The sequence below is a fragment of the Amycolatopsis sp. cmx-11-12 genome (assembly GCF_046269425.1).
Taxonomy (GTDB): domain Bacteria; phylum Actinomycetota; class Actinomycetes; order Mycobacteriales; family Pseudonocardiaceae; genus Amycolatopsis.
The window spans coordinates 1-13905 of sequence record NZ_JADNQM010000048.1; the positions used below are offsets into that span (position 1 = coordinate 1).

Annotated in this window: 10 protein-coding genes and 1 tRNA gene; 6 read left to right on the forward strand and 5 right to left on the reverse strand. The window is 68.3% G+C overall.

Going from position 1 to position 13905, the window contains the following annotated elements:
• Positions 1-142: 142 nt before the first annotated feature.
• From ACLARN_RS39405 to ACLARN_RS39420, 4 genes are all read right to left on the reverse strand, one after another.
• The gene (locus ACLARN_RS39405) at positions 143-2965 is read right to left on the reverse strand and encodes a PQQ-dependent sugar dehydrogenase (protein WP_409496582.1); all 2823 of its coding nucleotides are present in this window, start codon (positions 2963-2965) and stop codon (positions 143-145) included.
• Between the two features lie 226 nt (positions 2966-3191).
• Positions 3192-3851 (reverse strand): L,D-transpeptidase, encoded by a 660-nt coding sequence (locus tag ACLARN_RS39410; RefSeq protein ID WP_409496583.1) that lies wholly within the window; start codon positions 3849-3851, stop codon positions 3192-3194.
• Positions 3852-3944: 93 nt separating this feature from the next.
• The gene (locus ACLARN_RS39415; protein ID WP_409496584.1) at positions 3945-4829 is read right to left on the reverse strand and encodes a serine/threonine-protein kinase; all 885 of its coding nucleotides are present in this window, start codon (positions 4827-4829) and stop codon (positions 3945-3947) included.
• Positions 4830-6491 (reverse strand): N-6 DNA methylase, encoded by a 1662-nt coding sequence (locus ACLARN_RS39420; protein ID WP_409496585.1) that lies wholly within the window; start codon positions 6489-6491, stop codon positions 4830-4832.
• Between the two features lie 77 nt (positions 6492-6568).
• Between ACLARN_RS39420 and ACLARN_RS39425 the strand changes: the two genes are divergently transcribed.
• From ACLARN_RS39425 to ACLARN_RS39450, 6 genes are all read left to right on the forward strand, one after another.
• Positions 6569-7324 (forward strand): PP2C family protein-serine/threonine phosphatase, encoded by a 756-nt coding sequence (locus ACLARN_RS39425; protein ID WP_409496586.1) that lies wholly within the window; start codon positions 6569-6571, stop codon positions 7322-7324.
• A 72-nt stretch (positions 7325-7396) separates the two neighbouring features.
• A tRNA-Ser gene (locus ACLARN_RS39430) sits at positions 7397-7484 on the forward strand.
• Between the two features lie 137 nt (positions 7485-7621).
• Positions 7622-7882 (forward strand): hypothetical protein, encoded by a 261-nt coding sequence (locus ACLARN_RS39435; protein ID WP_076156138.1) that lies wholly within the window; start codon positions 7622-7624, stop codon positions 7880-7882.
• 3 nt (positions 7883-7885) lie between these two features.
• The gene (locus ACLARN_RS39440; RefSeq protein WP_409496587.1) at positions 7886-8131 is read left to right on the forward strand and encodes a hypothetical protein; all 246 of its coding nucleotides are present in this window, start codon (positions 7886-7888) and stop codon (positions 8129-8131) included.
• Between the two features lie 15 nt (positions 8132-8146).
• Positions 8147-10888, forward strand: coding sequence for an FtsK/SpoIIIE domain-containing protein (locus tag ACLARN_RS39445; protein ID WP_409496588.1), 2742 nt, complete (start codon positions 8147-8149; stop codon positions 10886-10888).
• Complete coding sequence (locus ACLARN_RS39450; protein WP_409496589.1) at positions 10881-11252, forward strand: hypothetical protein; 372 nt, start codon at positions 10881-10883, stop codon at positions 11250-11252. The genes ACLARN_RS39445 and ACLARN_RS39450 overlap by 8 nt, the downstream gene beginning before the upstream one ends.
• A gap of 63 nt (positions 11253-11315) precedes the next feature.
• Here ACLARN_RS39450 and ACLARN_RS39455 read toward each other — a convergent pair whose 3' ends face one another.
• Positions 11316-13799 (reverse strand): endonuclease/exonuclease/phosphatase family protein, encoded by a 2484-nt coding sequence (locus tag ACLARN_RS39455; RefSeq protein WP_409496590.1) that lies wholly within the window; start codon positions 13797-13799, stop codon positions 11316-11318.
• Positions 13800-13905: the final 106 nt, after the last annotated feature.

Below are 13905 nucleotides of genomic sequence, written 5' to 3' on the forward strand. Positions count from 1 at the left end.
CCGGTCCAGAGCATCGAAAAACCTCGCCTTCAACCCCTCAGAAACCACGATCCCCACAACTCCCTGAAATCCAGGGTGTTGCGGGGATCGCTAGAACCCGCCCCGAGGGAAGGGGGCCTTCACGCGCTATTCCAGGACGTAGCTACCAGCGGCGGTCGGTCACCGAGCCGTTGGAGGCGTTCCAGAACACGTAACCGCCCTGGAAGTTGTTCTGCCGCCCGCCGGTGACGGCCATCTCGTCGCTCGTCGGGTACCTCAGGTACGAGGCCTCCCAGCCGAGCGCTTCCCAGCGCTGCCGGATGGCGCCGTAGATCGCGTGCGCGTCGGTCGCCATCGTCCAGTAGACCGAGCCGCCCTTGGTGAAGTGGTTGTACCGGCCGACCCCGTCGGGGGTCGTCGACTCGTCGGTCGACGGGTACCCGAGGGGACCCCCCTCCCAGCCGAACTGCTCCCACTTCGCGCGGATCCGGCCCCAGATCGCCCTGGCGTCGGTCTGCGCCGTGTAGTAGATCGAGGCGTTCTTGCTGAAGTGGTTGTAGCGGCCGACCCGGTCGGGCGTGACGTTCTCGTCCGTGGTCGGGTAACCGAGTTCACCGGCCTCCGCGCCCAGCGCCTTCCACTTCACCCGGATCCGGCCGAACACCGGATGCGCGCCCGTCTTCACCGTGTAGTAGATCGACGACTGCATCTTGCCGGGCCACACCGGGAAGTCGTTGTAGCGACCGGTGGTGTCCGGCGTGATCATCTCGTCGGTCGCGGGCGGGCCGAACTCCGCGTGACCACCCGCGGCGAGGTACTTCTTGAGGATCTCGCCCTCGATCTGCTTCACACCGGTGTCCTTCGACCAGTACAGCCGTCCGCGCTCGTAGGTGCGAAAGCGGACCGTGCCGTCGACGGCCTCGGGTGCGGTCGGTGCGCCGAGTCGTTGCGCCAGCGCGGGTTCGTCGCGGTAGCGCTTGTCGATCGGCGTGCTGTAGTTCACCGTGATCGTCAGGTCGGTGGTACCCATGGTGACGTTGGTCAGCCGCCCGGTGGCCCCGTTGGACCAGCCGGTGAAGGTCGACGAACCGTCCGAAGCGACCTCGGCCGCCTGGATCTCCACGGTCGCGCCTTCGACCACCATCGCCGAAGCCGCCCCGCCTTCCGGCGTGATGCCGAGAGCGGCGGCGACGTTACTGGTCAGGGTGAGCCGGTGTTCCTTCGGCTTCGCGGCATAGGTCTTCGAAACCGTGACACCGGCGCTGTCGGTCGCCGACGCGGTGAACTCCAGGTTCGAGTCCGTGTGGTCGGTGAACGGCATGGTGAACTCGGGGCCGGTGCCGCCGCGGTCCGGATGCGCGTGGCAGACCGCGTTCTCCGGGCAGTGCCGGACCAGCGTGGTCCAGGTGACCGGGAGGGCGCCGTCCTCGGTGTCGGTGATGGTCGCGCCGACCTTGACCTCCTCGCCGACCGCGAACAGGCGGTCGCCGGGGTCGGTCATGGTGAGCTTCGGCGAGTGGTTTCCGGGCGCCACGGCGATATCCGTGCTGCCGGACGCCTGGAGGCTGTCCTTCACCGTCAGCTTGGCGGTGAACTTCTCGGTGCCCGCCGGGTAGGCGTGGCTGACCTTGGCCCCGGTGCCGGTGGTTCCGTCGCCGAAGTCCCACTCGTAGGTCAGCGGGTCGTTGTCGAAGTCGTAGGAACCGCTGCCGTCGAACGAAACCGTGCGGGTTTCGGGGTTCGTCTCGGAGGTGGCCACCGCGACCGGCGCCTTGTTCCCGGTGGTGTAGCTCAGCCGTCGCAGCTTGCCGCTGTAGATGTCGGCGTAGACGATGTCACCGTTGGCCGCGGCCAGGAACTTGACCGGACCGCCGATGCCGGTGAACTTCGGCGGCGTCTCCAGCTGGCGGACGACCCTGCCCTGCGTGTCGTACTTGGCCGTCCACAGCTTCTGCGTGGCGTAGTCGCCGAAGAAGTACGCGCCACGGTATTCCTCCGGGTACGACTCTCCATTGTAGACAATGCCGCCGGTGACGCTGTTACCGTTGTCGACGCCCTGGCCATGGGGGATCGCCAGCATGGGCGGGGTGTTCACGGCCGACGCGCACTGCGGCATCGCGGAGAAGCCGTCGGCGGGCTGGTTGCCTTCGAAGCACGGCCAGCCGTGGTTCGCGCCCTTCTGGACGAAGTTGACCTCTTCCCAGGTGCCCCAGCCGACGTCACCGACCACCGGAAGACCGGTGCTGGCGTCGAGGCTGAACCGGAACGGGCTGCGGAAGCCGCTCGCGAACACCTTAGAGCGCAACGAGTTCGAGTTCGCGGCGGTGTAGTACGGGTTGTCCGGCACGCCGGCCCCGTCGGAGGTGATGTGGAAGATCTTGCCGAAGATCTTGTCGAGGTCGCGCACGTTCAGCGCGAACGGGTCGGCCTGCCCCTGGAACCGGGAGCTGTCGCCGGTCGAGACCCACACCGTGCCGTCGGGGGCGGCCACCACACCGGTGATGCCGTGGATGTCGGTGTTGGCAGCGCCCTCGATGAGCACCTTCTCCGCGGTCAGCCCGGTCGGGTTCGTGGTGCCGGACACCGTCCAGCGCGAGGCGCGCAGGACGATGCCGCCGCCGGCGACGTCGACCGCGCGGGCGGTGTAGATCGTGCGGGAGGTGACGTAGTCGGGCGCGATCGCGATCCCGACCAGCCCGAGGTCCCCGGTGCTGCGGACGGGCAGGTTGGCGATGTTCTGGACCTGTCCGGTGGTCGACACCCAGGCGACGTTGCCACCCTTTCCGGTGCTCAGGATCGAGCCGTCGGGCAGGTAGGCGAAGTCGGTCAGCTCGTATGCGGCCTGCCCGCTCGGCTGGTCACGAAGGACGAAGCCGGGCGGCAGCACGGGAGCCGCCGACGCCACTGTGGACGTCAACGGCACCAGCAAGGTCACCATCAGGAGTGTCACGAGGGCGTGACAGAGCGCACGGAATCTCGAAGGCATGCAGAAGCCCCTTTCCCCAGTCGAACGTCTCATCGACGGGGTCAAGGTGGGCATTTCACACTTTCGGGTGCCTTTATCGAACTGTGATCATCAGCGTCGGTCGACCACCTGTGAACTCGTCCGTCGCCGAGCCTGATCAAAGTCCGCGTCCGGCAACGCCCAAGTACATGAAGGCCCCCTTCCTGTACCTAGGCGCAAGGAAGGGGGCCTTCATGTACTTGAGTCGTCAGGCCACGACCTGCACCACGTCGCCGCTTTGCAGTGTCGTGAAGTACTTCTGCGAGGCAGCCGCGGACAGGTGGATGCAGCCGTGCGAGTACACCGAGAGGCTGCCGGTGTGGAACGCGATACCCGGCAGGAAGAACACCGAGTTCGGCATCGGCGCGTCGAACTGCTTCGAGTGGTAGTTCTTGACCTTGGCCGAAACGTGGAAGACACCGGTCGGCGTCGCGTGGCCCTTCTTGCCGGGCAGCTGCTTGACCGGGCCGTAGATGACCTTGCCGTCCTGGAGCAGCCACGTCTTCAGCGCGGAGAGGTCCACGCAGGCGCTCACGCCCGGCGAGGCCAGCGCGGCCTTGCACGGGACGTCGGCGGCGTTCGCGGCGGGTTTGGCCGCCGGTTTCGGCGTGGGCTTCGGCGTCGGCTTGGGCTTCGAAGACGAAGACGGTGTCGGCTTCGGCTTGGAACTGCTGCTGCTCGGCGTCTGGGACGGCGTGGTCGGCGCGGCGGACGTGGAAGACGGCGCCGACGTGGTCGTGGTCCCGTCGGCCGGATCTCCTTGCGCGACGGCGCCGCCACCGGGCGCGCCACCACCGGCGTTGCCGGAACACGCGGTCAGCACCAGCGCCGTGGCCAGTGCGGTCACCCCCACCAGGAACTTCTTCACGCCCCTTACCCCGATTGTCCGTAGTGCGTCCGACATGGGTAAAGACGGGACTCACCCGTCCGGGGTTGTTGATCGGAAGGTCACGATCGCATCTCAGGGCACGCGGCCGACGACCCGCGCGTACATCCTGCCCGGATTGGCGCCTTCGTCCAGATAGCCGGGCAGCGGCGGCAGATCCCGCGCGAACACGGCCAGCCGCCCGAAAAGTTCGTTCGCGTCGGCAGGACGCCGTTCCGGGTCCTTCTCCAGCAGATCCGCGAGCAGGACGTTCAGTCCACCCGGGACACCGTCCACTTCGGCCGGACTCTCCTTGACCTGCTTCTCGAACACCGCGTACGCCGTCGGACCGGTGAACAACTGCCCGCCGGTCAGCATTTCGTGCAGGACACAACCCAGCGCGTACAGATCACTGCGTGGCCCGGCGATCCCGCGCTGGATCTGTTCGGGCGCCATGTACGCGGGCGTGCCCAGGATCTGCCCGGCGCGGGTGAACTGGGCGACGTCGGTCTCGCGCAGCATCGCGAGCCCAAAGTCGAGCACCTTCACACTCCCGTCGGGACACAGCATCAGGTTGGTGGGCTTGAGATCGCGGTGGCAGATGGAAAGCGCGTGCGCGGCGGACAGCACGGCGCAGGCCTGGGCCGCGATCGCGGCCGCCCACGGCACCGGCAGCGGCCCGTGTTCGGCGGCGAGATCGGCGACGGTCACGCCCTCGATGAACTGCATGACCTGGTACAACCGCTCGTCGTAGGTCCCGAAGTCGTACAACGTCGGCGCGCCCGCGTGGTCCAGCGTGGCGAGGATCCGCGCCTCGCGGATGAAGCGCTGTTCGAGTTCGGCGTCCGGACCGCCGGGGAGCCCGAGGAACTTCACCGCCACCCGGCGGCCGAGATGCCGGTCGTGGCCCGCGTAGACCGCGCCCATACCACCCCGGCCGAGCGGCAGCTCGTCGAGTTCGTAGCGATCGGCGATCAGCACCTAATTCTCCGGGATCAACTGTCCTTCGGTGAGCCCGGCCAAGCCTAGCCTCACCAGCTCAAGGCCCGATTCCGCCGCCTCACGCAGGGCGTCCTCGAAGGCGGCGAGCCGAGTGAACGCCTCCCCGTGGGCCCGCTGTGTCTCGATCGGCAGACGCGGGATCCGGGTGCGTTTGAGATCGATCCTGGTCGACGAGGTCGGCGCGATCTGCCCGGCCGCGCGCAGGCAGCCCGCGAGGAACGCGGCGTCCAGCCGTTCAGGATCGGTGCGGTACTTCGACATCGGCGGCTCCACCACGGCCGACGCTCCACTGTGGACATACGCGGGCACGGCGGGCGACGCGACGACATCACCCTCTTCCACCGACTCCGGCACCGTGAGCACCCCGGATTTCAGCAACTCGCCGATCGTGGTGAACGCGGGCTTCTCGTCGGACACCACCAGCGTCGGCAGATCCGGTCGGATCCCCTCGAAATGCCGCCGGACTTCGAGGAAGGCCTCGCCCGTGTGTTCGTCCCGCGCCTGATGCCGGGCAGGGGAAAGGTCGATCTCGTCGTCCAGGAGGTCGATGATCCGGACCGCGCCCGGCACCTCGGCGCCGCGCAGATGCTCCCGCCACTGATCCTCCACAGTGGACGGATCGGCCAGCAGGAGCAACCGGGACGGCGGCCGCTCGCCGGATTCCGGGCGCCGCAGCAGCCAGAGATCCGCGCCGCCGACCGTCACGATCGCGCGCAAAGCCCCGGCGCGCAACAGGTTCCCGCGGATCCGGCGCCCGGTCCGGCGCGCGGCGGCGGCGGGCGGCATGCGGATCACGACCAGCCCACCGGGTTTCACGTGCGCGAGACAATGCTGCACCCACGCCAGTTCCGGTTCGCCGCGCGGCGGCTGGCCGTACTCCCAGCGCGGGTCGCCGACGAGTTCGTCGTAACCCCATTCCCGGTCGTTGAACGGCGGGTCGCAGACGACGGCGTCCGCGAGAACTCCTTTGTAGGAGTCCATCGGCAAGGCGTCCGCGCCGTACATCTCCATGTCCGCGCCCGCGAGCAGCAGCCGGTGCGCGGCGATGCACGAGATCGCCGGGTCGTCGGTCTGGCCGAGCAGCCGGGTGCCACCGGAGGCGAGCAACAGCGTCCCGAGCCCGCACGCCGGATCGAGCACGACGCCGGGTTCGGGGCCGATGAGCCGGGACATCAACGCGGCCACCGGTTCCGCCGTGACGGACAGCTGACGGGAGTGCGCCTCGACGTAGCGTTCACACAAGAACTCGAAGGCCTCGCGCGCTCCCACTTCCTCGGCGAAGCGGTCCAAGAGTTCGAGCAGTTCGGGATCGTCGTAGCGGGGCGAGAAGTCCCACTGGTCCTCGGAGCCCCGATGCGACAGGTACGTGCCCGCCCTGCCGACCCGCGAGCTCAGCCACAGGTCGTCGCCGAGGTTCCGCAGTCGCTGCCAGATCCGGTCCCCGAGCGAGATCTCGAACGGCTTCCCGCGCTCGCGCAGCCAGTTTTCGACGTCGAGCAGCGAAAAGAGGGGGCTCGAAGCCGTCCCGGCGACGGGCGGCGGAAAATCTCCGTAACGTCGACGCCAGTTGCTCACCGCGGCGCGGCCGACGCCGGCGATATGCGCGATGTCCGCCGCGCTGACGGTGGCTTGCTCCTCCATCGGCGTATCGTAACTGACAGCTGACCCTTCCAGCTCTATGTTTGTGAACTCAGTACACAACTGCTTTACTGGGGTCCATGACGTACACCCTTCGGTACGCGGCCGGCTCGGACGTCGGGCGGCGCCGTCAGGTCAACCAGGACTCGGTCTACGCCAGCGCCAGACTGCTCGCGGTCGCCGACGGCATCGGCGGCCAGCCGCACGGCGAGGTGGCGAGCGCCGAAGCGGTCGGCGTCCTCTCCAGACTCGACACGGACCTTCGCGGCTTCGACCTCGCGGAGGTCGACCTGGTCGAGGTGCTCACCGGAGGCCTTCGCACCATCGACGACCGGCTGGCCGCGACCGCCGAGCGCGAACCGGAGACGCGCGGCATGGGCACCACCCTGACCGCGCTGCTGTTCGACGGCGCGCACTTCACGGCCGCCCACATCGGCGACTCCAAGGGTTACCTCCTCCGCGACGGCACGCTTCGGCGCTTCACGCGCGACCACACCCTCGCGCAGGCGCTCGCGGACGACGGGCGCATCGACCCGTCAGAGGTCGAAGGACACCCTCGCGGCTCGCTGCTCATGAAGGCACTCCTGAGCACCGGCAGCGGCGAAGCGGACATCTGGACCTTCGACGCGACGCCCGGAGACCGTCTTCTCCTGTGCTCAGATGGGTTAACGGCAACGGTTGTCGAAACCGTTATCAAGGACGTCCTCGGCGCCTTCCAAGATCCCTCCGAGACCGTCCCGAGGCTGATCGACCTGGCCAACGAAGGCGGCGGACCGGACAACATCACCTGCGTCGTGGCCGACGTCGTCGACACCGCCGCCCCCGCGGCCACCTGAGCCCGCGAAGCCGCAAACGCAGGTCAGACCCGCCTTCTTGGCGTATGAACCCCATACGCTAAAGTTCCCCACGGAGGATTGGCCGAGCGGCCTAAGGCGCACGCTTGGAAAGCGTGTTGGGTTCACGCCCTCGCAGGTTCGAATCCTGTATCCTCCGCCATCGGCAAGGCCCCGGACGTTCCGACGTCCGGGGCCTTGTTGATTACTTAGCAGGACCTTCACTTAACAGAGTCAGTTGATCACGCTAAGTTTAAGAGTGGTCGTTCCAGCCCCCGACGTCCCAAGGAGTCCGCCAAAATGGCCGGAGTCGAAGAGATCCGCGCTGGTATCGCGCTCGCGAACGAGAAGTCGTCCGCGAGCATCGCCGCACTTCAGCAGGCAGCGCAGTCTCTCGAAGAAGCCCAGCTTTCGCTTTCACAAGCCACCCAGGGCAGCAGTCAGCACGAGGTGAGCCAGGCACACGGGCTTCTCGCCGAGGCTCTGCAGGGCATCAACGGTTTGGTGAGCACCATCCAGGCGGGCATTTCGTCGGCCGAGTCGTACTCGACCCGCCTCTAGAACATGTACCTCGAGGAACTGCACCAGCTGCTGACGGCCGTCCAAACCGGCCTCGCCGACGGACGTGCTCATGCCGAGCGGGCCAGAAGCCTGCTCGAAGAGTCCAGGCGTGCCATTGTGGAACCACAGGCCCAGGCCGTGCCATGGGTGCCGTCGCAGCTGGCGCAGGCCGACGAGGGAATCGAGAACCTCATGACGCGCCTTTCCGCCGCTGACGACCTGGTCAGCGGTTACCAATCCCGCCTCTGAGATCGGCGAGCCGGCATGGGCAGCAAAGCGAGCGAACAGCGCAATCGCGTCGTCACGGCGCTGGAACGGGTCCGGCACCAGATCGGGCTCGTCCTCGGATCCGCCGCCGGTGCCCGCCAAGCCGCCGAGGCGGAACTGGCCAAACTGGAACTGGAACAGCACATCGTCCGGGTGGGGATGAACAACTCCACCTCGGAGCAGCACGCGGAATGGTCGCGCCATCCCGCCGCCGCCGAGGTCTTCAACCTGCTCGGCAACGTGCGCGGCCAGTTCTACTCGGACTGGGAGGCGGGGCCGAACGCGCTGCGCGACCTGGTCACGAACAACGCGCCGGGACCGGCGGGTCAGCAGCCGGGCAACTGGCTCGGCCGCGTCGGCGGGAATCCCGGCATCACCGCGCCGGGGCTGTGGCGCGTCGGCTCGGCGACCGTGCCGGGCAAGGACATTCCTCGCACTTTCGACGTCGCGATGCCCCTGCTCGACGAGTCACACCTGTCCATCACGTCGGCGCCGAAGACCAGGACCGCGGTGGACGACATCGTGCAGAACCTGCTGATGCGGGTGCTGAGCACGTTCGAACCCGGCGCGGTGCGCGTCCACCTGTGGGACGTCGGGCAGCTGACCGCGATCCTGCCCGACCTCTACCCGCTGAGCCGCACCAGCGCGCTCAAGCTGTACGACCCAGGGCGGCTCGAAGACCTCCTCGACGAACTCGCCGGGCACATCCGCCGCATCCACGCGACCGGCATGCAGGCGGGGCACACGTCGCTGCGGGAGATCCGGCAGGCGAGCGGCCAGCGCGTCGAACCGTTCCGGATCGCGGTGCTCTACGGCAACGGGGAAACCCTCGAACCGGAACGTGCCCGCGAACTGAAACGCGTCGCCACCGGGGCGCTCGCGGCCGGGATCTGCCTGATCATGATCGACGTGCCGACCACGCTGTCGACGTCGGTGGAAACCTTGAGCCTGCTCGACGACCGCCGCGCGATCAGCAGTATGACCGGCACGGACCTGGTCGTCGATCTCGATCCGCCGATGCCGTCCGGGCAGGTCATCCGGGCCGCCGGGCGGATCGCCGAGGCGCTGATCGCCAAACAGGGCGGGCCACGCTCGTTCGCCGACCTCCTGCCCACCGAACTGGGCAAGGAGAGTTCGGCGCGGGAACTGCGGGCGCCGGTCGGGTTCTTCGAGGGCGAGGCGGTGGAGGTCGTCATCGGCGACGCCAGCCCGCACGTGCTCATCGGCGGGCCCAGCGGTTCGGGGAAGACGAACTTCCTGTACTCGCTGCTCGGCAGCTTCGCGGCGCGGTACTCGCCGGACGAACTCGCGCTGTACCTGCTGGATTTCAAGGAAGGCGTGTCGTTCGCCGGCCTCGCGCCGGGGCGGCGGGACGCGAGCTGGCTGCCGCACGCCAAACTCATCGGGGTCAACGTCAACACCGACCGCGAGTTCGGCCTGGCGCTGCTGCGGTACCTCGCCGACGAGCTGCGGCGCCGGTCCGCCGCGGCGAAACAGCACGAGGTCACCAACCTCGCGGACCTGCGCGAGCAGGACCCCGGCGGGCACTGGCCCCGGATCGTCGCGGTGATCGACGAATTCCAGTACCTGTTCGCCGGCCGCGACGGCGTGACGGCGACCGCGACCCAGCTGCTGGAGGACATCGCGCGGCGAGGGCGGTCGCAGGGCATCCACCTGGTGCTGGCGAGCCAGGACGTCGCCGGGATCGAGGCCTTCTGGGGCAAACCGGCGGTGTTCGAGCAGTGCACGCTGCGGATCGCGATGCCGAAGGCGCGGCGCGTGCTTTCCGAGACCAACAACGCGGCGGTGTCGGCGCCGAAATGGCATGCGGTGATCAACCACGATTCCGGTGTGGCGCACGGGAACCAGCTCGCCCACGTACCGGACGCGAGCAGCAAGGACGTCTTCGTCAAGCTGCAGCACCGGCTGTGGGAGCGGTACTCGGAGTCGTTCAAGCGGCCCCGGCTGTTCGACGGGGCGCATTCCCCGGTGCTGGAACAGTTCCCGGCGTTCAACGATCTGAAGCCGACGAAGAAACCGCGGGCGCTGCTGGGTCAGTCCATCGACGTCGACGAGGCGGCCTGCGGGGTCGACCTGCCGAAGGCGCCGGGACGGAATGTCGCGGTCTTGGGCGCCGCCACGGCGGAGGCACTGTCCATCATGGACTCCGCCGCACGCTCACTGGCTCGCCAGTACCACGACGATTCGGTCGAGTTCGTGCTCTCGTGTCCCATCGAAGCGTCCCTCTCGGCGGTGACCGACTTGGCCGAGCGGCTGCACGCGGAGGGACAGCGCGTCTCACTGGAGGCCGATTTGCCCGGCCGGGTAATCGATATCGCGGAAAAGCTGTCCTCTTTGGACACTCCGAAGATACTGCTGCTGTACGGCGTCGACGCCTCGATCCCCGCGCTGGAGGCCAAGGCACCCGGGCAGCTGAAGAGCGGCTTGGACCAGCTTCGGGTACTGCTGAAGCAGGGTCCGGCACACGGCGTCCACACCATCGGCTGGTGGCGCAGCATCGCGCGTTTGAAGGACACGCTCGGTTTCGCGGGCACCGACGACATCGGCTCCTGGGCGGCCCTGGACGTCCAGGGCAACGAACTGTCACCGTTCGCCGCCGGTCAGGTCGTGCACTGGTCGCCGCGGCCGGGTCGCGCGCTGTTCTTCGACCGCACCACCCACGGCGCCCCCGAGGTGATCATCCCGTTCCAGCGTCCGGAAGGGCTTCTCGATGGATGACGGCATGACCGCGGCCATGCGGTACAAGGAGATCGTCGGCCTCGCGCGCGCCTCGGCGGAGAATCTCCGCAACTGGGAGATCGGCCGCGCGGACGAACTGGAGGCCCGGCTCGCCGAGGCACACCAGGCCGTCGCGGACGCCGCCGAACGCGAGCAGCGCGCGGTCGACCGGGCCTCTCGATGGTGGAAGATGGCTCAGCACAACGTCGAAGGTCTCACCTGGCTGCCGGACGACGAAGCCCCGCAACCGGTCCCGACCGCGCGGCCCGGGTATCTGGAGCGGTACCTGGAAGAGGTCAAGCCGAGCTACCAGGAACTCGTGCAGGCCGTCCTCTCCCTCGGCTGGCGCGCGAAACGCTCCTGACCACGCAATTAGTCACCTACTTGCGATAGATACCTACGCAAGTAGGTGACTAATTGCGGCGCATCAGGGCTTCGGGAAGTAGGGGCCGAGGATCTTCTCCAGGTAGTCCGCCAGGTCGTAGAACGCGTCCTGGACCGGGTTGCCCGCGCTCGGCCGGAACCGCAGCACCTGCGGATCGTGGTCGCTCGCCTGCTGCGCGAACTCGGCGTTCAGGTGCACTACGTCGTAGTCGGTCCCGCGCGGCGCCTTCGACGCCAGGATGTGGTCCAGCACCTGCGACTGGCCCTCGAAAACGTAGCTGTACCGCTCGTTTTCCGGCAGCGACGCGATGAGGTCCTTCAGCGCGCCACCCGCGGTCAGCGTCTGCACCGCGGGCGAGAACGGGTAGTCGTTGATGTCACCGGCGACGACGATGTTCGCGTTCTTGTCCGACGCGAGCACCTTGTCGATGAAGCCGCGCAGCACGGTCGCCTGCTTGACCCGCTGCACTTCGGAACTCCGGACCGGCGGCTGGTTGCGGCCGTGGGTCGGCTGGTCGCCGCCCTTGGAGTTGAAGTGGTTCGCGATGACGAACACGGTGCGGCCCTGGAAGACGAACTCGCCGACCAGCGGCTTGCGGCTGGCCGCCCACGCCTCGTTCGCCGGCTCGACCCGGCCGGGCGAGACGGTCAGGTGAGTCTTGCCGCGTTCCTTGACGACGCCGACGGGAGTGGTCGCGGTGCCACCCGGTCGATCCACAAAGGACACCCGAGCCGGGTTGAACAGGAAGCCGACACGGATGTTGCCACCCGGCTGGCCGCCGTCCTTGCCGTTCTCCGGGTCGATCTGACGCCACTCGTAGCGCGGGCCACCGGCGGCGACGATCGCGTCGACGAACTTCTGGAGCGTCTGCTCCGCGGCGACGGTGCCGTCGTTGGTCGGCCCGTTGTTGTCCTGGATCTCTTCCAGGTTCAGGATGTCCGGCTTCGCCAGGTTGACGGCGATGGCCTTGGCCAGCTCGCCGAACTTCTCCGCACTGTCCAAAGCGGACAGGTTCTCGACGTTGTAGGTCGCCACCGAAAGCTCACCGCTGCGCTGGGCACGGGTGCTCTCGCGCTTCAGTCCGTTGTCCTTGGTCGCGCCCAGCTTCGTCGCGAACAGCGTGTAGCCGCCGAAGTTGCTGTACTCGACCGGGCCGGAGGTCACGCCGGTGAGCACGTCGCCGGTGTTGACCTTCGGGAACGGCACCTCGGCGAACGGGATCAGCGACGCGACCTTGAGCACGCCGGTGTTGAGCCGGTCGTAGTCGAGGTACACCGCGCCGCCGCGCACGCTCGGGTTCTGCTTCGGTTTGGTGGTCACGTAAAGCTCGTTGAACGACGACGTCGGGCCGACGACGCGTGCGTCGGAGACGCTGACGATCTCACTTTCGTGCGTCTCCCAGAAGTCCAGCGAGTACTTCGCGGGCTCCAGCGGCAGCGGTTCGATGCTGCCGCCCGGCGCGGGGGCGACGGTGTCCGGGACCGACTCCGGCGTGACGACGGTCGCGGCGGGCAGGGCGTTCCCGCTCGAATCGACCGTCCACTGTGCACTCGTCAGCTCGGTGAGCGACTGGTACGGCGAGGTCGCGGGCGCGTCCGGGTAGAACTCGCGGACGGTGCCGGAGGCGGTCACCGCGTCACCGGCGGCCACGGCGGGCGTGGTCGAGCCGGTGAAGACGAACAGGCCCTCGCTCGTGCGCGGGTCCGCGTCGGGAGCGGTGTCGGTGATCCAGAACCCGCGCGCCGAACCGAAGCCGCGGATCGCGGTCACGACGCCCGTGACCCCGGCGACCTTCTTGTCCTTGAACGGCGAGATCCGGGTGCTGCCCTGAATGTCGTGGATCTTCGCGTTCACCGGCGGCGGGCCGGTCTCACCCGGCGTCTCACCCTTGCTGTTGGTCGGCGTGGGCGCGCCGGAGGTGAAGTCGGCCGCGTTGTCGTCGGTGTCCGCCAGCGCCGTCCCCCTGGCGACGGAGGCGGTGTTGGACGGCGCGGCGGCAGCGGCACCCTCGCGGATGGTGGCGCCGCCGAAGCCGACCAGGTCCTTGATCCGCCCGTCGGCCGCGCAGTCGGCGGCGGTCTTGCAGGTCAGCGCCGAAGTGCCCTGGACGAGCGCGACGGTGCCGGCCGTCGCGGACAGCGGGATCGCGCCGGTGGCGTCCGGCGTCGGCAGCGCGACGGTGCCGCCCGCGCCCTTCGCCTGCGCGACGAGGTATCGCGCGCCCGGCGCGACGCCGCCGGTCAGCGGCGTGACCTGCCAGCTGTTCCCCGACGCGGGCGCGTACTGGACGCTGAAACCGTCGAGGCTCACAGCGGCCGCGCCGCGGTTGGCGAGTTCGACGAAGTCGCCGGTCAGCGTGGCGCCCGAGTTGCCGCCACCGCCGTAGACCTCGGCGATCACGGCGTCGGCGCTGGGCGCGGCGAGCGCGGCCGGAGCGGCTGTGATGGCAGCACCGCTCACGACCAGGCCGGAGGTGACGGCCACGGTCAGGGCCCGTCTCCTGGCTGCACGGCGGGATGTGGTCACGCTGAGTCCCCTCTTCGCAAAATCGGTCGAGGAATACTCCCCCGAACAAGTGAAATGAGGAAGACGACCAGACAACGATTCGTGACGACCGTGTCTCCCGTGAGAG

Coding starts and splice junctions, on each gene's coding strand:
- ACLARN_RS39420 (WP_409496585.1), bottom strand. CDS start 6,491: ATGGAGGAGCAAGCCACCGTCAGCGCGGCGGACATCGCGCATATCGCC.
- ACLARN_RS39450 (WP_409496589.1), top strand. CDS start 10,881: ATGGATGACGGCATGACCGCGGCCATGCGGTACAAGGAGATCGTCGGC.
- ACLARN_RS39445 (WP_409496588.1), top strand. CDS start 8,147: ATGGGCAGCAAAGCGAGCGAACAGCGCAATCGCGTCGTCACGGCGCTG.
- ACLARN_RS39425 (WP_409496586.1), top strand. CDS start 6,569: ATGACGTACACCCTTCGGTACGCGGCCGGCTCGGACGTCGGGCGGCGC.
- ACLARN_RS39435 (WP_076156138.1), top strand. CDS start 7,622: ATGGCCGGAGTCGAAGAGATCCGCGCTGGTATCGCGCTCGCGAACGAG.
- ACLARN_RS39440 (WP_409496587.1), top strand. CDS start 7,886: ATGTACCTCGAGGAACTGCACCAGCTGCTGACGGCCGTCCAAACCGGC.
- ACLARN_RS39405 (WP_409496582.1), bottom strand. CDS start 2,965: ATGCCTTCGAGATTCCGTGCGCTCTGTCACGCCCTCGTGACACTCCTG.